At 66.1% G+C, this 23,654-nt stretch carries 23 protein-coding genes; 6 read left to right on the plus strand and 17 right to left on the minus strand.

What is annotated here, in order from left to right; genetic code table 11:
• Positions 1–5: 5 nt before the first annotated feature.
• The 10 genes from G9408_RS09580 to G9408_RS09625 all read right to left on the minus strand — a co-directional run bounded on the left by G9408_RS09580 (position 6) and on the right by G9408_RS09625 (position 11,212).
• Positions 6–2,015 carry a TonB-dependent receptor family protein gene (locus tag G9408_RS09580; RefSeq protein ID WP_168453786.1) on the minus strand — a complete coding sequence of 670 codons (2,010 nt, stop codon included), beginning with the start codon at positions 2,013–2,015 and terminating at the stop codon, positions 6–8.
• Positions 2,016–2,160: 145 nt separating this feature from the next.
• Positions 2,161–2,553 (minus strand): DUF2946 family protein, encoded by a 393-nt coding sequence (locus G9408_RS09585; protein ID WP_168453787.1) that lies wholly within the window; start codon positions 2,551–2,553, stop codon positions 2,161–2,163.
• 126 nt (positions 2,554–2,679) lie between these two features.
• On the minus strand, positions 2,680–3,849 hold the full coding sequence (locus G9408_RS09590; protein ID WP_168453788.1) for a sterol desaturase family protein: 1,170 nt from the start codon (positions 3,847–3,849) through the stop codon (positions 2,680–2,682).
• 197 nt (positions 3,850–4,046) lie between these two features.
• Positions 4,047–6,191 carry an NAD-dependent DNA ligase LigA gene (gene ligA, locus G9408_RS09595; protein WP_168453789.1) on the minus strand — a complete coding sequence of 715 codons (2,145 nt, stop codon included), beginning with the start codon at positions 6,189–6,191 and terminating at the stop codon, positions 4,047–4,049.
• On the minus strand, positions 6,188–6,583 hold the full coding sequence (locus G9408_RS09600) for a putative quinol monooxygenase (protein WP_168453790.1): 396 nt from the start codon (positions 6,581–6,583) through the stop codon (positions 6,188–6,190). The genes ligA and G9408_RS09600 overlap by 4 nt, the downstream gene beginning before the upstream one ends.
• On the minus strand, positions 6,580–7,278 hold the full coding sequence (locus G9408_RS09605) for a GNAT family N-acetyltransferase (RefSeq protein WP_328804428.1): 699 nt from the start codon (positions 7,276–7,278) through the stop codon (positions 6,580–6,582). The genes G9408_RS09600 and G9408_RS09605 overlap by 4 nt, the downstream gene beginning before the upstream one ends.
• On the minus strand, positions 7,271–7,930 hold the full coding sequence (locus G9408_RS09610; protein ID WP_168453791.1) for a hypothetical protein: 660 nt from the start codon (positions 7,928–7,930) through the stop codon (positions 7,271–7,273). Before G9408_RS09610 ends, G9408_RS09605 begins: the two co-directional genes overlap by 8 nt.
• The gene (recN, locus tag G9408_RS09615) at positions 7,927–9,594 is read right to left on the minus strand and encodes a DNA repair protein RecN (protein ID WP_168453792.1); all 1,668 of its coding nucleotides are present in this window, start codon (positions 9,592–9,594) and stop codon (positions 7,927–7,929) included. The genes G9408_RS09610 and recN overlap by 4 nt, the downstream gene beginning before the upstream one ends.
• 47 nt (positions 9,595–9,641) lie before the next feature.
• Positions 9,642–10,433 (minus strand): outer membrane protein assembly factor BamD, encoded by a 792-nt coding sequence (locus tag G9408_RS09620; RefSeq protein ID WP_168453793.1) that lies wholly within the window; start codon positions 10,431–10,433, stop codon positions 9,642–9,644.
• 62 nt (positions 10,434–10,495) lie between these two features.
• Positions 10,496–11,212, minus strand: coding sequence for a peptidylprolyl isomerase (locus tag G9408_RS09625; protein ID WP_168453794.1), 717 nt, complete (start codon positions 11,210–11,212; stop codon positions 10,496–10,498).
• A 181-nt stretch (positions 11,213–11,393) separates the two neighbouring features.
• On the opposite strand from G9408_RS09625, the gene G9408_RS09630 reads away from it, so the two are divergent.
• The 6 genes from G9408_RS09630 to G9408_RS09655 all read left to right on the plus strand — a co-directional run bounded on the left by G9408_RS09630 (position 11,394) and on the right by G9408_RS09655 (position 15,781).
• The gene (locus tag G9408_RS09630) at positions 11,394–12,068 is read left to right on the plus strand and encodes a hypothetical protein (RefSeq protein ID WP_168453795.1); all 675 of its coding nucleotides are present in this window, start codon (positions 11,394–11,396) and stop codon (positions 12,066–12,068) included.
• Between the two features lie 48 nt (positions 12,069–12,116).
• On the plus strand, positions 12,117–12,494 hold the full coding sequence (locus tag G9408_RS09635; protein WP_168453796.1) for an ArsR/SmtB family transcription factor: 378 nt from the start codon (positions 12,117–12,119) through the stop codon (positions 12,492–12,494).
• 2 nt (positions 12,495–12,496) lie between these two features.
• Positions 12,497–13,030: an SRPBCC family protein gene (locus G9408_RS09640; RefSeq protein ID WP_168453797.1), complete on the plus strand. Its 534-nt coding sequence runs from the start codon at positions 12,497–12,499 to the stop codon at positions 13,028–13,030.
• Between the two features lie 104 nt (positions 13,031–13,134).
• On the plus strand, positions 13,135–14,130 hold the full coding sequence (locus G9408_RS09645) for an acyl-CoA thioester hydrolase/BAAT C-terminal domain-containing protein (RefSeq protein ID WP_168453798.1): 996 nt from the start codon (positions 13,135–13,137) through the stop codon (positions 14,128–14,130).
• A 57-nt stretch (positions 14,131–14,187) separates the two neighbouring features.
• Entirely contained in the window at positions 14,188–14,763 is a 576-nt protein-coding gene (locus G9408_RS09650) for a phosphoribosyltransferase (protein ID WP_168453799.1), read from the plus strand.
• Positions 14,756–15,781, plus strand: a complete 1,026-nt coding sequence (locus tag G9408_RS09655; RefSeq protein ID WP_168453800.1) for an adenosine deaminase — start codon at positions 14,756–14,758, stop codon at positions 15,779–15,781. Before G9408_RS09650 ends, G9408_RS09655 begins: the two co-directional genes overlap by 8 nt.
• A gap of 185 nt (positions 15,782–15,966) precedes the next feature.
• On the opposite strand, the gene G9408_RS09660 is transcribed toward G9408_RS09655, so the two are convergent.
• The 7 genes from G9408_RS09660 to G9408_RS09690 form a co-directional block, all read right to left on the minus strand.
• Positions 15,967–17,007 (minus strand): rod shape-determining protein, encoded by a 1,041-nt coding sequence (locus tag G9408_RS09660; protein WP_168453801.1) that lies wholly within the window; start codon positions 17,005–17,007, stop codon positions 15,967–15,969.
• 225 nt (positions 17,008–17,232) lie between these two features.
• On the minus strand, positions 17,233–17,685 hold the full coding sequence (locus G9408_RS09665; protein WP_328804430.1) for an SH3 domain-containing protein: 453 nt from the start codon (positions 17,683–17,685) through the stop codon (positions 17,233–17,235).
• Positions 17,686–17,803: 118 nt separating this feature from the next.
• Positions 17,804–18,178: a reverse transcriptase-like protein gene (locus tag G9408_RS09670; protein WP_168453803.1), complete on the minus strand. Its 375-nt coding sequence runs from the start codon at positions 18,176–18,178 to the stop codon at positions 17,804–17,806.
• Positions 18,179–18,367: 189 nt separating this feature from the next.
• Positions 18,368–20,461 (minus strand): TonB-dependent receptor plug domain-containing protein, encoded by a 2,094-nt coding sequence (locus tag G9408_RS09675; protein WP_168453804.1) that lies wholly within the window; start codon positions 20,459–20,461, stop codon positions 18,368–18,370.
• On the minus strand, positions 20,461–21,192 hold the full coding sequence (locus tag G9408_RS09680) for a hypothetical protein (protein WP_168453805.1): 732 nt from the start codon (positions 21,190–21,192) through the stop codon (positions 20,461–20,463). The genes G9408_RS09675 and G9408_RS09680 overlap by 1 nt, the downstream gene beginning before the upstream one ends.
• A 111-nt stretch (positions 21,193–21,303) precedes the next feature.
• Positions 21,304–23,025 carry a M56 family metallopeptidase gene (locus tag G9408_RS09685; RefSeq protein ID WP_168453806.1) on the minus strand — a complete coding sequence of 574 codons (1,722 nt, stop codon included), beginning with the start codon at positions 23,023–23,025 and terminating at the stop codon, positions 21,304–21,306.
• Positions 23,022–23,399: a BlaI/MecI/CopY family transcriptional regulator gene (locus G9408_RS09690; protein ID WP_120215267.1), complete on the minus strand. Its 378-nt coding sequence runs from the start codon at positions 23,397–23,399 to the stop codon at positions 23,022–23,024. Before G9408_RS09690 ends, G9408_RS09685 begins: the two co-directional genes overlap by 4 nt.
• Positions 23,400–23,654: the final 255 nt, after the last annotated feature.

Genomic DNA, 23,654 nt, shown 5'->3' on the forward strand with positions numbered 1-23,654 from the left:
TCCCTTTAGAAGCGCGCGCGAATGCCGGCGGACACCGCGCGGCGCTCGACCGGATAGTAGACCGCCGATGCCGCGGTCACCGTGATCGCCGCGCTGATATCGCCGATCGCCTTCTTGCCGGTGATGTTGCGGACATCGACGAACGCGTCGATCCCTTCGGCGATCCGCGCCCCACCGGTCACGCCCAGTAGGGCATAGCCAGGTGTCTGGACGAGGTTGCGATAATCCGCGAACGGACCATCGGGCACCCACTCGACATTCGGCGCGATATGCAGCGCGTCGCTACCGATCCGCGCCTCGGCCCGATAAACATGCTTCGGCACCACCGGCAGCCGGTTGTTGCCATAGGCAGCGTCACCCCGGAACCGGAAGTCGCTGTAGGTATAAACCTGCCGCAGCCGCAGCCAGTCGGTCGGCGCAATTTCCAACGCCGCTTCGACCCCTTGGTGCAGCGTCCGGTCGGCGTTGAAGGTCGCCGCAGGGATGCTGACATTGGTCGTGAATTGCAGCAATTCGCCCTTCAGCGTCGAACGGTAGAGCGCCAGATCCCAGCGGACGATCCCGGCCTTGCCGCGCGTCCCGACCTCGACCGTCCACGCCCGCTGCGGGCGGATCGTCGAGACGACCTGGCTGACCGGCGGGGTACCGATCGTCTGGAACACTTCGCCAAAGCCCGGAAATTCGGCCGAGCGGCTGTAGTTGGCGAAGAATTGTACATCTTCGCTCGGTTCAAACAGCACGCCGAACTTGGGCGAAAAGGCGTCGAAATCGATCCGCCCGTCACGCGACGTTGAGACATTGACCCGCCGCTTGCGGAAGCCGTCGGCATAGACGCCGCCCGCGATCAAGGTCAGCTGCTCCACCGGCCGCACCCGCACCTCGCCGTAGATGTTGGCGGTGCGCGCGGTCTGGTCGGCATCGAACACCAGCGCGCCGCGCCGCCCGGCGATATTGACGAACTGGCGCGCGTCGGTGCTGCCGCGCCGCAGTTCGCCGCCCAGCGTCACCTCGATCGGCCCGCTCGCATAGTCGGCGCGGAAGAAGCCGCCGAGGTCGAGCGAGTCCTGATCGATCACCTGAAAGATCGGGTGATACAGCGACTTGGCGTTGACGAACCCGCCGAGGTCGACCCGGAACGCGCCCCAATCGAAAGACGTGCGGTTCTGCAATCGCAGCGACACGATGTCGCGCGCCTGATCGCCCGCCACCGCCGCGGCGCTCGCGACGCGCGGCGTGATCAGCGCCTGATCGAAGGTCAGCGCGCCCGGGATTTCCTGCTTGATGTCGTTGTAGCTGGCATAGAAGCGCGTCGAAACAATGTCGCTCAGCTTCAGCCCGACATTGCCGTGAAAGCGGAAACTGCGCCGGTTGACATGGTCGCGGTCGCCGCTCGACGTGTCGGCGCTAACCGCCGCCCAGGCATCGACGCGGTCGCCCGCCACGCCCGCCGACACCAGCCCGCGATAGCTGTCGAAACTGCCGACATCGCCGCGCAGGTAAAAGCCTTCGGCGGTGCGCCCGGTCGGCGTCACGCCATTGACCGCGCCGCCCAAGGTACCCGACCCGAAACGCAGCGCATTGGCGCCGCGATAGACCTCAAGATGGTCGAAAAAGATCGGCTCAAGCTCCTGGAAATCGCCATTGTCGTCGGCAAGGTTGATCGGCACCCCGTCCTGCAGCAACGTCAGCCCGCGCATATGGAAACCGCGCGACAGCCCCGATCCGCGGATCGAGATGCGCACCTCCTGCCCATAGCGCGGCTGGAGATAGACCCCGGGCGAAAAGGCGAGCGTGTCGCGCAGCGAGACGATCGACTTGTCGGCATAATCCTGATGGCTGACAACATCGGCCCCGCCCGCGGTCTTCTGGACGCGGGCTTCGGCTTCATTGGTCAGTTCGGGGGCGGTAACGATGATGGTGGCGTCGGCTTCGGCCTCGGCGGCGTGCGCCGCGGTGGGGACAAACGAGAGGACGAGCGCCAGCAAAGGCGCCGCCCGATAGGCAGTTTTTGTCATGGGTAATTTCTTCCCGATAAGCAGATTTTGGGGTCGCGCGGCATGGCCAACGCGACGTCTCAAAACGTCATCCCGGCGAACGCCGGGATCTCACCGTCGCATCAATGCGCAGCGGCGAGGCTCCGGCTTCCGCCGGAGCGACATATCAGGCCTGGGAAGGGGGTCCGGTACTCGGCGGCAGCGGTGAGGCTATGCCGGGAGCAAAGCCTAACGCCCGCACCGCAGCGGGAATCGGCGCCGCCACCATCGGCGCGGCGGCCAAAATCGGTTCATCCGGAACGATCGGCGCATTGGCCAGCGCGCCCCACGGGCAATGCTGCTGCGTCTCGCCCGCATCGTGGGTGCCCGCCTTTTCGATCGGGATTTCGATCGTCCCACCGGGGTTGGCGGGGTCCGAACAGATGCGCACGGTAATCGACCCGCCGGCATCGCTCTCGATCATCCACCCCGGCGCCACCAGCACCCGCGCCGCGATTGCGAGCAGCAGCGGCAACAGCAACAGGATGCCGGGACGGCGAAAGGCGGCGAGCAGGCTCACGCGGCGGCCTTTATGGCCACTGGGCGGGCGTGGCAAGTATGGAACCGCAGCCCTGAGCCTGTCGAAGGGCGCCTCACCGAGAAGCGCCCTTCGACAGGCTCAGGGCTACGGTGATCAAAACCGAAACTACGCCGCCGGCGTCTCGTCGATCTTTTTCCCCGTCCGCGTCCACGGATAGAGGAACTGCCCCCAATAGTTTTTCGGCACGTCCTCCGGGATGCCATAATTCTCCGGCCAGCGGTCCTTGGGCAGGTGAAAAGTTCCGAAAATCTTGTCGAGCCACGGGAAATGGATCGCAAAATTGACGTCGAACGCCTCGCGTTCCAGCCCATGGTGCCAGTGATGAAAGCGCGGCGTCGCGATCCAGTGGCCCAGCCGGTTGAAATTGCCCCCGACATTGGCGTGGAGCAGCGACGACCAGACATAGACGAAGCCGATATACGCCTGCATCACCGACGGGCTGAACCCCAAGGTGAACAGCGGCAGCGAAGTGATCGAGCGCAGCAGGATGATCTCGACAAAGTGCATCCGCGACCCCGCGAGCCAGTCCATCGACTTCGCGCTGTGGTGGATCGCGTGGAAACCCCACAGGAACGGTATTTTGTGGAACAGCCGGTGGTACCAATATTGCGCGAGGTCCGACGCGACCAGCACGATGACGAACTGCACCAGCCACGGCAGCGACGCGACCCCGGCGCGAAACGCCTGCCAGCTTGACGTATTTTCGTTGATGATCGTCGACGGCGCGAGCGCGAGGAAACCCAGCACCTGCACGAACATCGTGCTGACCAGATAATAGAACAGATCCTCGCGCCATTCGGTGCGGAACAGGCGCTGCGCGCGGCGGTGCGGGAACAGGCGTTCGAGCGGCGCGAACATAAAGCCGGTGATCAGCAGGTTGACGACGAAAAAGTCGAGCCCGAAGAAAATCCCCCAGCTTCGCGTCTCCTCGGGCTGGACATTCGCGCCGCCGATCAGCGTCGCGGCGAGCGCAATCATCAGCGCGGTCGCACCCAGCACCTTGCGCGGACGCAGCAGCAAGCTGAGCAATGCGAGCCCGTAGCTCACCAACAGCATCAGGTGGACGAGTCCGCGAAACCCGCCCCAATCCTTGATGATCGCGAGTTCCGGCGTCGCGAACCAGTCGGGAAAGCGCAGCGCGACGACCATGCCGAAGCCGACGATCGCGAACAGCAGCGCGAAAAAGCCCGACAGCCACCCGCTGCCAAAGCGTCGCACCTCGGTATGCGATTCCAGGTCGCGCATCAGGTGGTTCAGATAGTCGCGTTTCGCCATTTGGCCCCCCCAACCCCATTTGCGCGGCCTCGTCTATGACCACGCGCACCGTGCTTACAATCCTCCCTGTGGCGAAGCCATGGGGAGGTGGCAGTCCGAAGGACTGACGGAGGGGCTATGGCGCCCCCGTCGCAACGCCCCTCCACCACCGCTTCGCGGCGGTCCCCCTCCCCATCGCTCCGCGACAGGGAGGATCATCACCCCGCCGCCGCTACGATCGCCGCCCACTCGGCCTCGTCGATCACCCTGATCCCGAGCGCCGCCGCCTGCTTGAGCTTCGATCCCGCGCCCGGCCCCGCCACCACCAGGTCGGTCTTCGCGCTCACCGATCCCGCCGCCTTGGCGCCCAGCGCTTCGGCCTGCGCCTTCGCTTCGTCGCGGCTCATCGTCTCCAGCTTGCCGGTGAACACCACCGTCATCCCCGACACCTCGCTGTCGCGCGTTTCGACCACGAACGGCGGTGGCGACACTTCGGACAACAGATCATCCCACAGCGCGCGATTATGCGGTTCGTGGAAAAAATCGCCCAGCGCCTCGGCGACTGCGGGGCCGATGCCGTCAGCGCGCACCTCGAGGATCGCCTTGATCGCCTCCAGCTTCCGCGCTGCATATTTGCCCTCGGACTCGCCCTCGCCGCGCGGGTTGGCCGCGACATAGGCGTTGATCTCGGCGGCCTTGGCGGGCAGCAGCGCTATGTCGCCGATGCCCTTCAGCAGGTCACGCGCGGTCACCGCGCCGATATGGCGGATGCCCAGCCCGAACAGCAGCCGCGCGGCGTCGGGCGCCCGCTTCGCCTCGATCGCGGCGAGCAGATTGTCGACCGACTTTTCCTTCCACCCCTCGCGCATGAGCAACTCGTCGCGGTGCCGGTGCAGCCGGAAAATATCGGCGGGTCCCTTGTCGAGCCAGCCGAGCTCGAGAAACTCGGCAATGCTCTTTTCGCCCAGCCCGTCAATGTCGAGCGCGCCGCGGCTGACGAAGTGGCGCAGCCGCTCGAACTTCTGCGCCGCGCAGATCAGCCCGCCGGTGCAGCGGACATCGACCTCGCCCTCCTCGGCGACCGCCTCGCTGCCGCACACCGGGCAATGGTCGGGAAAGACATAGGGATCGCGCGCCTCATCGCGGGTCAGATTTTCGACCACCTGCGGGATCACGTCCCCTGCGCGCTGCACGACCACCCGGTCGCCCGGACGCACGCCCAGTCGCCCGATCTCGTCGCGGTTATGCAAGGTGACGTTCGACACGACAACACCGCCGACCGTCACCGGGGTCAGTCGCCCGACCGGAGTCAGCTTGCCGGTGCGCCCGACCTGGATGTCGATGGCCTCGAGGGTGGTCTGCGCGCGTTCGGCGGGGAATTTATGCGCGATCGCCCAGCGCGGCGCCTTGGCCACAAAACCCAGCCGCGTCTGCCAGTCGAGCCGGTCGACCTTATAGACGACGCCGTCGATGTCATAGGGCAGCTCGGCGCGCTCGGCCTCGATCATCCGGTAATGCGCGAGGACCTCGGCAACATTCTCCAGCCGCGTCAACAGCGGCGACACCGGCACGCCCCACGCCGCGATGCGCTGCATCATGGCGAACTGCGTCGTCTCGGGCAGGTCGCTCACCTCGCCCCAGCCGTGCGCCAGGAAACGCAGCGGACGCGACGCGGTGACGCTCGCGTCCTTCTGGCGTAGCGACCCCGCCGCGGCGTTGCGCGGATTGGCGAACTGGCGCGCCTTTTCGGGATCGTCGGCCTCGGCGAGCAGCCGGGCATTGAGCGCGGCGAAGTCGGCCTTCGCCATATAGACCTCGCCGCGGATCTCGAACACGTCGGGAACCGCGCCGTCCAGCTCCTGCGGAATATCGGCGATGGTGCGGACATTGGCCGTGACGTCCTCGCCGACGCTGCCGTCGCCGCGCGTCGCGGCCTGCACCAGTTTGCCGCGTTCATAGCGCAGCGAACAGGACAATCCGTCGATCTTGTCCTCGGCGGTCAGCGCGACCTCCGCGTCCTCGGGCAGATTGAGGAACCGCCGCACCCGCGCGACAAATTCGGCGACATCTTCGTCGGCGAACGCATTGTCGAGGCTCATCATGCGCTGCGCATGGGTGATTTTCGCGAGCGGCGACGCCTCGACCGCCGCGCCGACCAGCCGGTTCGGGCTGTCGGCGCGGATCAGGTGCGGGAAGGCCGCCTCCAGCGCATTGTTGCGGCGCACCAGCGCGTCATAGTCGGCGTCCGAAATCTCCGGACTGTCCTCGGCGTGGTAGAGCTTGTTATGACGCGCGATCGCTTTGGCAAGGCGCATCAATTCGTTGGCGGCGTCGGCTTCGGTCAGCGATTCAATCTCGATCATGCGCGCGCTTTTGCCACCGGCTTGAACTCGGCGCGAGTGCCAAATCCGGCGATCAGCGGGCGCGCTTTGTTGATGGCGGCCTGCACCGCGGGTAGCTCGAGCGAGGCAGCGTGCGACGCCTTGGTGTCCCACAGCTCGACGATCCAGATCGCGTCCGCATTCGCGCTGTCCTCGCCGATCAGATAGCCCATGTTGCCGGGCATCGCGTCGGTCGCTTCGGACAGGATCGCGACCAGCGCCGCGCGCTGGCCGGGCTGCGCCAGCATCTGGCCGATCAGCCCATATTCGGGAATCACTTCTTCCATTTGCGCCTCCAGCGCCTGCAGTTTTCGGTGCGGCAGCACCATCGCCGCCATCGCCAGTAACGCCGCCAGATGTTCGCGGCGGTTCATGCGCGGACGATCGCCAGCACGTGCACCTCGCGCCGGATTCGAAAGCCGAGTGATTCATAGAGGCCGATCGCCCCCGCATTGTCGGCGTAGCTGTGCAGGAAGGGCTGTTCGCCGCGCGCCACCATCTGACGCATGACATGACCGATCAGCGTCCGCGCGAGCCCGCGGCCACGGCAATCTTCCCAGGTGGCGACGCCGCTGACCTCGGCCATGCCGGGCATCAGCATCCTTTGCCCGGCCATCGCGAGCAGACGGCCCTCCTCGCGAACGCCGTAAAACGGCCCGTACAGGTGCGTTTTAGGCCCCCATGGGCCGGGCTGGGCGTGGGCAGCCAGCGCCGCCATTTCGGCGGCGTCGGCATCGCCCAGCGCGACGATTGCAGGCTCGCCCGGCCGCGGCTCTGGCGGCCGCCCCTCGGCGACCATCTGGGTCAGCGCGGCGCGCTTCACTTCGCGCGCCCCGGGCGGCAGCGGCCATGGGTCGCCCTCGACGATCCATAGATCCTCACCGAGAGGAATGAGCGCCGCCAACGCCTCCTGCGCCGCGGCGCCAGTGTCGGCAGCGACGCCGAACACGCCATAGCCGCGGTCGAGGCGCAGCGCGCGCGCGTCGCCGGTGGCGAGATGCGCCTGCCGCCCGGTGAGCATGCTCCAGACCGGGCGATCGAGCGGGTGCGCGGGCATCGTGTCAGGCACGTTCCATCGCCAGTGCTGCGGTCGGCAGGATATTGACACCCTCGAACGCATTGTTGGCATAAGGTCCTTCCGGATCGACCCAGTGGAGGAACAGATGCGCCGACCAGCGGTTGGGGTTGGGCGTCATCCGTCCGTGCAGGCGATGGACCCCCTGATAAAGCACCGCATCGCCGGGCAGCATCGGCACCGCGCCATAAGCCTCGTCACCAAAATCGGGATCGGCGCGCTGGCGCGGCGTCTCAATATGCTGCGCCCCGACCTCGAGCGGCCAAGGTTTGTTGTCGCTCGCCGCGAGCATCAGCGAGAGACTATGTTCGCAGGCATAGCGGTCCGAATGAATACGGCAAACGTCGCCTTGGCGGTACATGCGGAAATAGCAATAGGTCGGTCGGAGATCGTGCTCGACGAGCGCGCTGATCGCCGGGGTCATACCCCAGAGAAAGGTCGATAGCGGCATATATTGCATGCCATAGACCTCGACCGCTTCGGCGGTGAGCAGGTCATGTTTGCGCTTCAGCTGGTCGAACGACACCCCGCCCCGGACAAGATCGGTCTTTAGGGTGCTGAGCAACGCGTGCGTCACTTCGGTCGAGCAGAAGCTCGGGAGGCCCAAATAGCCCTCGCGTCGATATTGCTCCGCCCCGCCGGTCATATCACCTCCAACAGCCTTTCCGCCTGCGCCCGCGCTTCCTCGGTCACCTCGGCCCCCGACAGCATACGGGCGATTTCTTCGCGGCGTCCGGCTTCGTCGAGCGCGTGGACGCTGGTGCGCGTGACAACGCCCTCGCTCGATTTGGCGATGATGAAATGCGCCGCGCCCTTTGCCGCCACCTGCGGGCTGTGCGTCACCGCAAGAAGCTGTTTTCCGGCGCCTGCCAGCCGCGCCAGCCGTTCGCCGATCGCGCTCGCCACCGCGCCGCCGACGCCGCGGTCGATTTCGTCGAAGATAATCGTGTCGGCGCCGCCCTCTTCGGCGAGCGCGACCTTCAGCGCGAGGATGAAGCGCGACAATTCGCCGCCCGATGCGATCTTGGCGAGCGGCGCGAAGGGCGCGCCGGGGTTGGTCGAGATGAGGAATTCGACGCGGTCCATGCCGTCCGGTCCCCACCGCTCGGCGGGCAGCCGTTCGACCAGCGTCTGAAACCGCGCCGCGTCGAGCTTCAGCGGCACCAGCTCGCTCGCCACCGCCGCATCGAGGCGGACCGCGGCCTTGCTGCGCTGGTCGGAGAGCGCGCTTGCCGCATGGGTATAGGCGGCAGCGGTTTCGGCCACCGCCGCTTCGAGCTTTGCCAGCCCCGCGCTGCCGCCCTCGATCGCATCGAGCCGCGCCGCGAGCGTCCCGGTGAGTTCGGTGAGCTCGTCGGGCTGGACGCCATGTTTGCGCGCCATGGCGCGCAGTTCGAACAAACGCGTCTCGGTCGCCTCGAGCCGTTCGGGATCATATTCCATCGCGCGCGCCGCTTCGTGGAGCTTGCCCTCGGCCTCGTCGGCCTCGATGATCGCGCGGTCAAGCGCCGCCAGCGCTTCGGCGAGCAGCGGGTGGTCGCCCGCCAGCCGGTCGAGCCGCCGCGCCGCGCCGCGGAGCTGCGCGGGACCGCTCTCGCTGCCCTCGAACGCTTCCATGATCGCGCCCAGGTCGCCCGCGAGCCGCTCGCCCTTCTGCATCGCTGCGCGCGCTTCCGAAAGTTCGGCGTCCTCGCCGGGCTGGGGGCCCAGCGCCTGCAGTTCGGCGACACAATGTTCGAGCCACTCGCGGTCGCGTTCGGCCTCCGAAATCGCGGCGCGCGCGGCGGCAAGCCGTGCCTCGGCAGCGCGCCATGCAACATGCGCCGCGGCGACCGCACCTGTGTTCGCGCGCGCATAGCTATCGAGCAGCACGCGGTGTCCGGCGGGCGCGAGCAGGCCGCGATCGTCATGCTGGCCGTGGATTTCGACCAGATGCCCGCCCACTTCGCGCAGCAGCGCCGCCGAACAGGGCTGGTCGTTCAAAAAGGCGCGGCTGCCACCGTCGGCTTTCAGCGTGCGGCGGATCAAGAGCGGCTCGCCCGGCTCGGGCGCAATCTCATTTTCGGCGAGCAGCACGGCAAGCGGGGTTCCCGCCGCGGGGGCAACAAAACTGGCGGTGACCTGCGCCTGCCCGCTTCCCTGCCGCACCAGCGCGCTGTCGGCGCGCGCGCCGAGCGCAAGTCCCAGCGCGTCGAGCAGGATCGACTTGCCCGCCCCGGTCTCGCCCGTGAGCACCCCCAGCCCGCCCGCGAAATCGAGGTCGAGCCGTTCGATCAGAACGATGTTGGCGATGGACAAAGCGGTCAGCACAGGCCGTCCTTACCGCAGAACAAAGGCAGAATCTATTCCCGGCGCAATCAGGCGCTCGGCGCGTGCTTCTGCATCAGCTTGTACGCGCGCTCATACCATTCGTTGCCCGGATAGTTGGCGCCCAGCACCGCCGCCGACTTCTTCGCCTCGGCGGGAATGCCGAGCGACAGATAGCATTCGGTCAGGCGGTACAGCGCCTCGGGCGCGTGGCTGGTCGTCTGATATTTGTCGACGACTTCGCGGAAGCGGATCGACGCCGCGAGCCAGTTCGAGCTGCGCTGATAGAAACGGCCGATTTCCATTTCCTTGCCCGCCAGATGGTCCTGCACCAGGTCGATCTTCAATCGCGCGTCGGCGGCATAGCGGCTGTCGGGATAGCGGCGGATCACCTCGCCCAGCGCGTTCGACGCCTGCTGGGTGATCTTTTGGTCGCGCGTCACATCGCTGATCTGCTCATAATAGCTGAGCCCGATGAGATAATAAGCGTAGGGCGCGTCCTTGTTGCCCGGATGGATCGCCAGGAAACGCTGCGCCGCCTCGATCGCGGGCGTATATTCGCGGTCCATATAGTAACTGAAGCTGCTCATCAGCTGCGCGCGGCGTGCCCAGGGCGAATAGGGGTGCTGACGCTCGACCTCGTCGAACAGCGCCGCGGCAACGCCATATTGCTGGCGATCGAGGCGATCCTGCGCGGCGCGGTACAGCGTGTTGACGTCGCGCGCGACATAGCGCGTGTCTTTCTTGACCCCGGCGCCGCCACAGGCCGCCAGCATGGGGGTAATAACCAGAGCGGCAGCGAGCAGGCGCACGGCGGCGCGCGAAGGGGTGCGATGAGTCATGCGCGCGGTATAGCCACAGCGCCGATGAACGCAAAATAAATGATGGGTGGTTCGCCGCAGATTTACGGCGCCTTTACCACGCACCCTTTCGGCGCATCGGCGGGCGCGGCAACGCGGCGCGCGGTCTTGATCGTGACCTGCGGCTCCAGCATCTGGCCCTTCATCACCCCCTCACCGGCCGTGGGCGAGATGGGCGCGTTGAAGATAGCCGCCGCGACATCGGCGCCGCTGACGATTTCGCCGAACACCGCAAAGCCCGCCCCGTCGCCGCCCGGTGCGTCGCTGTCGAACCCCTTGATGTCCGACAGCAGCAGGAAAAAATCGGTCGTGGCATCGCCGGGGTTCAGCCGCGCCATCGACAGCGCGCCCCTGCAGTTGGTCAGCCCGCTGGTCTTGGTCGGCTCGTGCGCGATCGGCGGGAAATTCTTGCGCGCATCGCCGCGATTTCCCGCCTGCACCAGCTGGTTCGCCGGCCCCCAGCTTTTGGTCGAACGATAGAATTTGAACCCGTCCATCCGCTTGGCATCGACATAGCGGAGGAAATTGGCGCTGGTCACCGGCGCCCGCTTGTTTTCGAGCCGCACGGTGATCGTGCCAAGGTCGGTGACCAGCGCAACATAGGGCCGCGTGTCGGGCGCGACGACCGGCACCGGCAAGGGCGGCGGCGGGGGCGGAGGCGCCATCATCGGCCGGACGGTCGGGCCGGTACCCGGCGGCGTGGTCACGACGGCGGGACCAGCCTGCGCCGTCAGGGCGAGCGAAAGAAGGATCGTCAACATCCCCCGCTTATGATCCGATCGCCCATGGCACGAAAGCCGAAATTTGCCGCGCCCCGGCGGGGGTATCGCCCCCTGCGCGCCGACGCCGCGCCGTTTCTGATCTCAGGGGTCGTTGGAAAGGAACCGAAATCCGGCTAGGTCACACGCCAACTGCGCCACATGGACCACACAGGGGAAAAGCATGCCCGATACGCCCGACCATGATCCAGCCCCCAGCGCCGCCGCCGCGACCGAGACCGCATCGCGCCTGCTCCGCTATCTGCCGCTGATCACGATCGCGCATTTCCTGATCGGCCTGCCCGCGCTGATCGCGTCGCTCGCGCTCGCTTGGTTTGCCTTTGTCCAGGCCGATGCGACGCAAAAGATGCAGACCGGCGGGGTGATGCCCTTCGTCACCTTTGGCACAAGCAACGGCGACGCGGACGGCAATCAGGATATTGCGCTGTCACTGACGAACAATGGTGTCGGCCCCGCGATCCTCGGCCCCATCGAAATCCGATATGAAGGCAAGCCGATCGCCACGCCGCTCGAACTGCTGCGGGCGTGCTGCACCAACACCCCGGCGCAGGCGCTGCGTTTTTCCACCTCGCCGTCCAGCGGGGTGGCGGTACGCCCGGGCGAGACGCTCGAATTCATCAGCTTTCCGCGCAGCCCGGCATCCGAACAGGTGTGGCAGAAGTTCAACCGCGAACGGTGGAAGCTCAAGGTCCGTTCCTGCTATTGCTCGATCTTCAACGATTGCTGGGTGACCGAGGGCATGCAGGGATTGCCAAGGGCGGTGAAAACATGCCCCGCCGACTGGACGCCCTACCGCGAAGACGCCGGAAACCGGATTGCCGGGATCGACGTCAAATAATTCAACCAAACGGTTGACAATAAAATTGGCCACGTCATATTAAACCACATGGTTGAACATGATTCGCTCGCTCTCGATACGATCTTCCACGCGCTCGGCGACGCAACGCGGCGCGCCATGCTCGGCGAGCTTGCCACCGGCGAGCGCAGCGTCGGCGACCTCGCCGCGCCCTTCGCCATGTCGCTCGCCGCGGCGTCGAAGCATATCAAGGTACTCGAGGGCGCGGGGCTGATCCGCCGCGACGTCCGCGGGCGCACCCATATCTGTAGCCTCGATCCGGCGCCGCTGATGTCGGCCGACCAGTGGCTCGGCATCTACCGCCGCTTCTGGACCGACCGCCTCGACACGCTCGAAGCGCTGCTGCGCGCGCCCAATTCGGGGACGCCTCCCGTCAAACCAACCCTCCCCGGGAAAGAAGGAGAATGACAATGACTATCATGACGACAGCCCAAGATTATGGCGTGGTCCGCGAGGATGCGACCCTCACCTTGGAGCGCCTGCTCCCCGGCCCGATCGAGCGCATCTGGTCCTATCTCGTCGACAGCGACCTGCGCCGCCAGTGGCTCGCCGCGGGCGCGATGGAGGAAAAGGTCGGCGCCGCGGTCGATCTCGTGTGGCGCAACGACGAGCTGACCGATCCCCCCGGCACCCGCCCCGAAGCCATGGGCGACGAGCATCGCATGACGTGCGAAGTGCTCGAATGCGACGCCCCGCACCGGCTGGCGATCAGCTGGGGCAGCACCGGCGGGGTAACCTTCACCCTGCAACCGCGGGGCGACGAGGTGCTGCTGACGATCACCCACCACCGCGTGACCGACCCCGCCGTCCTGCTCAACGTCATCGCCGGCTGGCACGCGCATGTCGATGTGCTGGAGGCAAAGCTCCGCGGCACGCAAGCCACCCCGCACTGGGACAATTTCGTGCGCCTGCGCGAGGTATATGCGGCGCGGCTGGTAGGCTGATCGCCATGCACTAGTACAAATGGGGCCGTGCGAGCGGCCCCTTTTTTGTCGCCAACCCGGAAACTGTTCTATATGGATAATACAGTTGGACGGGAAGGGCGACGATGAAACGCAAATGGAAAATCACGCTTGGACTGCTGGGCGCGCTCGTTGTTGTCGGCGCGGGCGGCGCGGCGTGGATGATCGTCCAGCCGCCGAAACCGGCGCGGATCGTCGATGCGGGGCCCACCGGCCAGCGCGTGGCGAACAACGGCATTCTTGCCAATTATTTCCCCGCTCAGGGGTCCGGTCCCTCGCCCGCTATATTGCTGCTGGGCGGCTCCGAAGGCGGCCTGGGCAAGGACATGCACGCGCTGGCGCTGTTGCTGCAGGCGCAGGGCTATAACATACTGCAACTGGCGTATCACAACGCACCGGGAAAATCGGCCAAGCTCAAGAATATTCCGCTGGAGGATTTCTACAAAGGACTCGACTGGCTCAAGCAGCAGCCCGGGGTCGATCCCGGCCGGATCGGCATCATCGGCTATTCGAAGGGCGCCGAGGCAGGCTTGGTCGTCGCGACGCGCTATCCGGGGGTTCGCGCCGCGGTGCTCGGTATGCCGTCGAGCGTCGTGTGGGACGGCATGTCGGGCGAAAATTACATGTTCGGATCGTTCAGCTCGTCGTGGAGCGAAAAGGGCGAACCGCTGCCGCATCTCGCCTATAAGGGCCGACCCGGTGCCGACGGGCTGATGCCGGTATTCGTCAACGGCCTCAAGGAAGTGAACGCCAATCCCGCCGCCGTCATCCCGGTCGAGAAATTTCAGGGCAAGCTGATGCTCGTTTGCGGCGAGGCCGAAAAACTATGGCCCAGCTGCCCGATGACCGACCAGATCGTAGCGCGCGCCGCCAAGAATGCAGCGCCCGAGCCGATCGTGCTGCGATACCAGGATGCCGGACATGGCGTGATGGGGGCGCCCTTTACCGACGCCAAGACGCGCCGAAACTGGGCACAGCTCGGCGGCACCGAAGCCGGCAATGCCGCGGCGCGCGCCGACAGCTGGGCCAAGATCCGCGCCTTCCTGCGCACCGAGCTGGGACCACAAGCCGCACCCGACTGACGGGAGTTACCGCTAACCCGCCTTGCGGACGCCGCCCCGCCCGATTACCCCTCGGCCATGACCGCCGACAAGATCTTCATCAGCGCCAACGACCTCCTCGCCGATTCGCTGCGGCTGGGGATGCAGGTCATCGATAGCGGGTTCAAACCGACCCACCTCGTCGGCATTTGGCGCGGCGGCGCGCCGGTCGGCATCGCGGTGCAGGAGCTGCTCGACTATCACGGCCAGCATTGCGACCATATCGCGATCCGAACCTCATCCTACCACGGCATCGACCGGCAGGATCCCGAGGTGAAGGTGTTCGCCTTGGGCTATCTGATCGACACGCTCGATCCCGACGACCGGCTGCTGATCATCGACGATGTGTTCGATAGCGGCCGCAGCATCCGCGCCTTCATCGCCGAGCTCAAGGCGCGCTGCCGCCACAACATGCCGCGCGACATCCGCATCGCGACCGTCTGGTTCAAACCCGGACGCAACGTCACCGACCTCCGTCCCGATTTCTTCGTTCACGAAACCGACCAGTGGCTGATCTTTCCGCACGAAATCGACGGGCTGACGATCGACGAAATCCGCCAGCACAAGCCCGAAGCGGCGATCATCCTGCGCGAGGAAGGACACGCCGGTGCCTGACGGTTTCGCCTCCGCCGCCGACCGCGCCACCTTCATCGCCGCGCTGCCCAAGGCCGAACTGCACCTGCACATCGAAGGCTCGCTGGAGCCCGAGCTGATGTTCGCGCTCGCGCAGCGCAATGGCGTCGCCATCCCCTTCGCCAATGTCGAAGAGGTCCGCGCCGCCTACGCCTTCTCGAACCTCCAGGATTTTCTCGACATCTATTATCAGGGGATGGGCGTCCTGATCACCGAGCAAGACTTCTACGACCTCACCGCCGCTTACCTCGCTCGCGCGCATGCCGATGCGGTGCGCCACGTCGAAATCTTCTTCGACCCGCAAGGGCATACCGCGCGCGGCGTTGCGTTCGGCACTGTGATCACCGGCATCACTCGCGCGCTCGACGATGCGCAGGCGCGTTTCGGCATCACCTCGAAACTGATCATGTGCTTCCTCCGCCACCTCAGCGAAGCCGACGCCGAGGCGACCCTCGACGAAGCAGTGCCATATCTGGGCCGCATCGACGGCGTCGGTCTCGACAGCTCCGAGGTCGGCCACCCGCCCGCCAAGTTCGAACGCGTCTTCGCGCGCGCCCGCACCCTCGACCTGAAGATTGTCGCGCATGCGGGCGAGGAAGGCCCGCCCGCCTATGTGTATGAAGCACTCGACCTGCTCCAGGTCGACCGCATCGATCATGGCAACCGCAGCCTCGAAGACCCCGCCCTCGTCGCACGCCTCGCCGCCCGGGGCATCACGCTCACCGTCTGCCCGCTGTCGAACCTGAAGCTCTGCGTCGTCGACGACATCGCCGCGCACCCGCTGAAAACCATGCTGGACGCGGGACTGCACGCCACGGTGAACAGCGACGATCCCAGCTATTTCGGCGGCTATGTCAACGCCAACTATCAGGCCGTCGCCGACGCGCTCGACCTGTCGAGAGGCGACCTGCTGACCCTCGCGCGGAACAGCTTCACCGGGTCATTTCTGGATGACGCCGCAAAGGCGGCGCACCTCGCCGCGATCGACGCTTACGCCTGACTGAAGAAGGTCAGATACTGATTGTTTGCGGGCAAGCTGTCGTTTGAAATCCGTTCGTGTCGAGCGAAGTCGAGACGCGCTGACATCGTGCATGACCTCGCGTGTCTCGACTTCGCTCGACACGAACGGGAATAGAGGGCAGCCTGGAAACCTCCCCCTATCGGCCCATCGGCGTCCAGCCAAAATCAAGCCGCGATCAGCACCCCATGGTACGACCGGTCCTCGAACGCCTGCCCCGCGCCCATCGCGACGCAGATCAGCGCATTGTCCGCCACCCGCACCGACAATCCCGTCGCTTCGGCGATCGCGACGTCCATCCGCCGCAGCAGCGCGCCGCCGCCGGTCAGCGTGATGCCTTCGTCGATGATGTCGGCGGACAATTCGGGCGGCGTCTGTTCCAGCGCGGCGCGCACCGCGGCGACGATCTGCCCGACCGGTTCGGCGAGCGCTTCGGCGATCTCGGCCTCGCTGACCTGCACTTCCGCCGGTCGGCCGTTGACCAGGTCGCGGCCCTTCACCGCGATGATCATACCCTCGCCCTCGGGCGCCACGGCACAGCCGACGGCCAGCTTGACCCGTTCGGCGGTCATTTCGCCGATCATCAGATTATGTTTGCGGCGGATGTACGAGGAGATCATGTCGTCCATCTTGTCGCCGCCGACGCGCACCGAATTGCTGTACGCGATGCCGCCCAGCGACAGGATCGCGACCTCGGTCGTGCCGCCGCCGATGTCGACGACCATCGCCCCCAGCGGCGCGGTGACGTCCAGCCCGGCGCCGATCGCCGCCGCCAGCGATTCCTCGATCAGCTGTACCGACACCGCACCGGCGTTCGATGCGGCGTCGCGGATTGCGCGGCGTTCGACCATCGTCGATCCCGACGGCACACAGATCACGACATTGCTGCGCTGACGCAGCACGCCCACGCCCCCCTTTGCCTTTTCGATGAAATGCTTGATCATCTGTTCGGCGACGTCGATGTCGGCGATCACCCCGTCGCGCAGCGGCCGGATCGCCTGGATGTTGCTCGGCGTCTTGCCCATCATCAGCTTGGCTTCGTTGCCGACGACCTTCACCCGCCGCACCCCGTCGCGCGTTTCCAGCGCGACGACCGACGGTTCGTTGAGGACGATGCCCTTATCGCGGACATAGACGACGGTATTCACGGTCCCCAGATCGATGGCCATGTCATGCGCGGCCGAACCGAACCGATTAAAAAATTTCATATGCGCCGAACGCCCCTGGTGATGCGGATTGGAGAATCGGGCGCGCGCGCGGTCACGCCCGCAACACCCGTGGATTTCGGCTTGTGACGATGGTTAAATCAGGTCAACGCCGCTGGCGCAGACCGTTGGTTTATCAGGCCCGGTCGAGCCGGAGGCGCCACTTGCCGCCGCCCAGCAACGCTTCGTCGTCCAAAGCCGCCATTGGTCGGCGATCGCCGCGCGGCGCTAGGCGCCGCCCGGAACGATGAATTTCAAACCCTGCAATTTGACGATCGCGCCATCGACGCACAGCGGCGCGGCGATCAAACGCATCCAGCGCGGCGGCGCCGCGGTCGGCCGGATTTCGACATCGAGCGTAAAGCCGCGGCGATGCTTGATCGCATAAGCGCGCAATTTCTCCATCGCCGCGCGCGACCCCTCCTCGTACAGCCCGGCGGCCTCGGCGCGCGTCACCGCGGCGCCGCGCGGCAGGCCGAAAATATCAAAGACCTCGTTCGACCAGCTCAGCCGGTTGCCCGCCGCCAGATCGCATTCCCACCAGCCCGGCAGCCCCGGTCCGAACCGCTCCACCGCGGCGATATCGCCGCTGTTCGCCACCGCGTCGAGCGTATCGGCGCCGTGCAGCCGACCCAGCTCGAAATAGCGTTCGCGTTCATACAGCGGCCAGCTGTGATGCACGGGCAAGGGATGGGTCGGCTTCAACGCACCGTTCTTTCATTATATTGCATCGGGATAGCCACGCTTCCCCTTGCAAGAACTAGTACAGATTTGCAACCAGATCGGATGCTATCGCGGGTCAGCGCCGCGCCAGCGCAATGCCCGCCAGATTCTGGCTGCGCTTGACATGACGGACGCGCGGGGTCGGGCCGTCCCCGACCAAGCCCCGGAATATTGCCAGATGCGCCGCAGCCCCGTGGCGCGCCGCAACCGCGCCATTCGCCTGCGCGACCACCGCCGCCGCATCGCCCAGCAAGACAAAGTCGCTGAGGCCGCGCGCTTGCGCCAGCCGCAGCGCCGCGATCAGCGCCAGCCATTCGGCGTCCATGCTGCTGCCCGTCCCCGCCGCGCGGTCGATCGCCGCGACGCCGCCGATCACGACGGCAATCTCCATCGCGCCGGGATTGGGGCGGCACCCGCCGTCGAAATAGATTTTGGTGCGGCGGGGTTTCATCGCGCTCGGCATAGCGCGCCAAGCGGCGCGCGGAAATCCTATCCTCCCTGCGGCGAAGCCGTGGGGAGGGGGACCGCTCGCCGCAGGCGAGGGGTGGAGGGGCCGCGACGCCAGCGTCATTGCCCCTCCGTCAGCGCTTCGCGCTGCCACCTCCCCATGGCTGCGCCACGGGGAGGATCATGTCCCCCCTCAAAACGTCCCGCGCGCCGAGAAGGAGAAGATCGGACCGATCAGCCGGTCGCGTTCTTCGACAAAGGCGATCGGACTCGCACCGCGCACCCCCGTGTAAACGGTGCGGTCGCGCTTCGACCGGGCGTTGGCGATGTTGCGGATGTGCGCGCGCACGGTCAGCCCCATCACATTCTTGTGCTCGACAAAGACCGTCGCCCACACCGGCCCTTCCCAGATCTTGTCGCTTTGGTTGCGCCGGTAACTGGGCTGATTGTGCGTATATTCGGCGTCAGCGCCCCATGCCCAATCGGTGCCCGCGACGTCGTGCCGGAGGCCGACATAGGCGACGGTGTCGGTGAAACCGTTCCACTGGCGCTTTTCGCCGGTAAAGGGATCGCGGAGCGACGATTTCTGGAGCAGCAGCCGCGTGTCGAGCTTGACGCCCTTCAACCCCGCGGGGTCGAGGTTGATCGTCGCGGTCCAGTCGATCGCGCCTGCCTTTGCCTTGGCGATGTTGCCGACCGCCTCTCCGGTCGCGCCGACCGGGACGACATCGACCCGGTCCTCGACATCGCGGTAAATCAGGATCAGCTTGGTCGATCCCCACGCGCCGAACTTCTTGTTGATCTCGGCCTCATAGGTCCAGTCCTGCTGCGGGCGCAGGTCGTTGTTGCTTTCATTCTGGTTGCCGTCGTTCAGGAACGCGCGCGCCAGAAAATCATAAAAGGACAGTTGCAGCACCCGGCGACGCAATTTCGCCGACACGTCGAAATCGGACGACGGCGTCCACGCCAGCGAGATTGAGCCCTTGGGACGGAAAAAGCTGCGCGTCAGCCCGTTCATTCCGGTCTGGGTGATCGTCGAATGTTCGGCGCCGCCGATAATCTGGAAATTGAGCGTATCGGTCAGCTTGCGACCGAAGCTCAGCAAGCCTTCGTAGCGATCTTCCTTCACCCCGCCAGTGCCGCCGACAAATGGTTGTTCGATAAACACGCCGTTCGCGTCGAGCACCGCGATCGATGCGACATTGTCGAGTTTGTTGAACGCCGCCTCGCCCGACAATTGCCAGTCGCCGCCCAGCATCTTCCACTGATATTCGCCGCGCCCGATGGTTTCGCCGATGTCGCCGGTCTGCGCAAAGCGGTCGCCCGTCGCGGCGCCGCCGATGGGGGTGGTGACGATCTCCTGCACATAAGGTTCGTGACTGAAGCGGCGCAGCCCGATCAGCTTCAGCCTGCCCGGCCCCACCCCGAACTGATAATCGCCGTTGACCTCGTAATTCCAGGCATCGTCGGTCTGGCGGACGATACGCTCCCGGTCGGGTTGGCCCGGCGACGCGCGTACGCCATCCTCGTCATAGCGGTCATATTCGCGCTGATAATGTCCGCCGATGTTCACCACCGTGTCGCCCGCCGGGTCCCAGGTCAGCCGCCCCGACAGCTTCGGTGCATCGAAATGCGTGTTCCAGACGTCATGGCGCCGTTCGGTGATCTGCCCCGCCCCGTCGGTGATGATCGTCGGCCCACCGGCGCCGCTGCGCCGGGCGCTGTCGTTGCTCAGCGCAACCTCATATTCGACCGTACCGCTCCGCCCGCGAACCGACACGTCGGCGCGTGTCAGCAACGGGTCGGTATGATGCGCCCGAAATTCGGGTTTCCAGGAAAACTGGCCCGAAAAACTGTCGGCGCGATACACGATATTGGCGACCTGGCCCGACAAGCCCGGAATATCCAGCGTCGCGCCGTCGACGATCTCGATCCGTTCGACATTGCCCGCCGGGATGCGCGACAGCTGGGTGTACATATCGTCACCCTTGTTCGACGGTCGCTCGCCGTTGAACAGCACATTGCCGGTCGCCTGCCCCAGCCCGCGCAGATTTTCATTGTCGCGGATCGAAAAACCGGGAACCTGGTTGAGCATGTCATAGGCGTTCGTCGGTGCGTAACGGGCGAAATCGGCGGCGGTGAAGACCTGCCGCGCGCTGCCGTCCACGCCAGTCGCCGCCGTCGCTGTGGCAGCGGGCGGCGGTGCTTCACCGGTCGCTGCAGTTTCCTGCGCCATCACCGGCGATGCGATTGCGGCGGACAATGCGCAAAGGCTGATGAGCCGCATCACTTGATCCCCTGCGTCGCGCGGTTCATCGCCATGGCATATTCGCCGGTGACCCCCATCGCCTTCATCCCCACGACATCATGGGCGCTCAGCTTGCGATACCCCGCCGCCGCCAGCCCGCGCACATAGGCGCCGTCGACCCCCAGCGCCTTGCACGCGATCGCATCGTCGACGTCGGTCAGCACCAATGCTTCGGATTTCAGGTCTTGAAGATAGGCGGGGGTCACCTCCAGCGCCGCCGCGGCGATCAGCTCGTCGGCGTCTTTCGGCCGCGCCCCGGCATCGGTCAGCCCGTCGGCCAGCGCGATCGTCGCGTCGACCATCAGCATCGACAGCATGTCGCTGCGCCGCTCGGGGACCAGCGCGCGCGACGCCAGCGCCGCCTCGAACGCGGGGTCAGACGTAAAGCGGCAACGGCCCGCCCCTTCGAACGCGCGCGTCAGCGTGCCGGTACAGGCGAGCGTTCCCGCCTCATGCTGCACCGTAAAGGTCACCGGCCCCGCCGCGCCCTGCAGCGCATCGCGGGCAGGCGCCAAGGCGGCGCGCGCGCTGCCCAGCGACAGATCGCTGCTCGACCGCCCGTGGCTTACGCGCAACTGCGGCTGGCCTTTGCCGGGCTGCGCTTTCCATTCGATGTCGGTCATCACCAGCGGGTCGGCGGCGTTGCTTGGCGCGGCGCAGGCGATGACGGTCATCAGCGCGGCGGTTGCGGCGATCATGGGGGTTTTCATGGCAGCACTCCTGTTGCCGACGCTGGACGAGCGTCATCGCTCGCCCCCGCAGCGGCGTTTCAAAACAAGGCTTCGATCAACGATATTCAGGCTTGGACGAATGTCCGGGCGTCAGCTGGTTGGCGGCACCGGAGGTTCGGGGGGTGCCGACGGTTCGGCCATTTCGATCCGCGCGACCCGGCCATCGCTGCTGTGCGCTTCCATCGTCATCCCGTACGCGCTCATGCGGACCGTGGGGCCGCTCGCCGACCGCGCCGTCGCCGACTTTGACCTGGCGGTCGCTCGGACTTTCGACGTCGCACGCAATTCGATCGCGTCGTCGGCGCTGCGCATCCGCACCCCGGCCTTCCGCATGTCGGTGACGAAGTCGCAATCGACCCCCATCGCGCGCAGCGCGATCACATCGTCGATGCCGATGTCGGGGAAATGCGATTTCATGTCGCGGGCAAAGGCAGGCTCGATGTGCAACGCCGACGCGCCGACCAATTCGTCGACGTCCACGTTCGGAAAGATGTGGCGCATCTGCCGGATATAGGCGGGATCGACCCCGCTCGCGCGGGCCGAGATCAGCTCATCAACATCCATCGACGCCCCTGCGGCGCGCATCTCGGCGGCATAGTCGGCGGTTACCCCGACGGCGCGCAGGTTGATCAGCTGCTCGGCGCTCAGCTTCTCGGTCGATGCCGCCGCGGCGGCCTGATCCTCGGCATCGCCTTGCGCCGCTCCGGCAACGCGCGCCGACGCGATCGCCGATTTCCGCTCGGCCAGCGCCGCGGTCCGGTTATCCTTTGCGGCGATCTTTTCTTCGGCTGCGGTCGCCGAAAAGGCGGCCAGCGGTGCGGTGACGCCGGCCAGCACGACCAGGCTCATCAACACCCAGCTCGCGCTTGCGGGCCCGCGCTTCAGACTGGCGTCGAGCACGCGGGTGATCCGGCGTTTCAGGCTGCTCTTCGACGGCGCGACGCCATGCGCCGCCATCAGCGCCGCCCTATTGTCATGCCGCGCCGCACCGACCAGCAAGGTCGCATAGTCGGGACCGTCGATGTCGGCCATCAGCACCGCGTCATCGGCCGCCTCTTCGCGCAGCTGATGGCTTTCGCGCGCCAGCATCCACACCAGGGGATTGAACCAGAAAATCGCGCAGGCGATGCGCGAGGCAAGCAGCTTGGCCCAATCGAGCCGCGCGATATGCGCCAGCTCGTGCGCGATGATCGCCTCTGCCTCGCCGACCGCCTGCGCCGCCTTCGGGCTCAAGACGATCGTCGACCGCAGCAGTCCCCAGCTGATCGGCGAGCGCAGTTCGTCGCTGACCAGCAAGGCCGTACCATGTTTGAAGCCCATCCGCCGCTGCGCCTCTGCGAGCGCCGACAGCCACGACCCGTCGACCAGCACCTCGGCGCGGCCGCGCATCGCGAACAGCCGCACCACCGCCAGCAGCATCACTCCAAACAGCAGCGCGAGCGGGACAAGGTAGAGAAAGGGCGCGAGGTCGGCCCCCACCGACCAGCTGATCGGCGGCCATCCGGCGGTGTCCGCCACGACCGGGACGGATGTCGTCGCGGCCACCGGATCGACCGCCGATCCCCCCGTCGCGTCGCTCGAAACGGCTCTCGGCGCCGCCTCGGCGACCCAGCTCGCGGGCAGCGGCTGCCATATCGGCAGCGCCAGCGAGGCGACCGGCAGCACCAGCAGCGCCAGCAGGCCGACATGCGCGACCAGCGATCGCTCGCCCGCCGAACGCGTCCGCGCCAGCCGCAGCAACGCCAGCGTCAGCCCGGCGATCAGCACCGACTTCCAGGCGAGCCCGATCAACATCGAAGCGGTGATCATCATTTCGCTCTCCCTTCGCGCGCCTGCCCGATCAGCTTTTCCAGCTCGTCGAGCTCATCCGCGCTCATTTCCTCCTGCATCCCCAGCAAGGCCGCAGCGGCACTGGTCGCCGATCCGTTGAAAAACACCCGCACCACCTGGCTCAGCGCCGATTTGCGCGCGGTCTTGTCCGATACGCTCGGCGCATAGACAAAGCCGTTGTCCGACGCTTCGCGCGCCACGAACCCCTTCGCCTCCAGCCGCTTCAGCATCGCGCGGATCGCCGAGCCCGACAATTCGTCGCTCAGCGCCTCGCCGATCTCGGTCACCGTCGACGCGCCGCGCTCGTACAGAATATCGACAATTTCGCGTTCCCGCGGCGGCAAACTGGACAACATGCGACTCACCTCATGCGCTACATTTGTAGCGTGCTACATTTGTAGCGCCCATTTGGCAAGGGGTTTTATTTGGGTAACACAGGTGGGGGCAGGCGCCGACTAAGCATATTTTCGTCATCCCGGCGAAGGCCGGGATCTCACCCTCGCGGGATTACGCAGCGGCGAGATCCCGGCCTTCGCCGGGATGACGAACCAAATGGCGCTGGCTCAAATCCAAATGTACCGGGTCATCACCTCGCCGCGCGCCAGTGATCC

The organism is Sphingopyxis microcysteis (assembly GCF_012274265.1).
GTDB lineage: Bacteria > Pseudomonadota > Alphaproteobacteria > Sphingomonadales > Sphingomonadaceae > Sphingopyxis > Sphingopyxis microcysteis.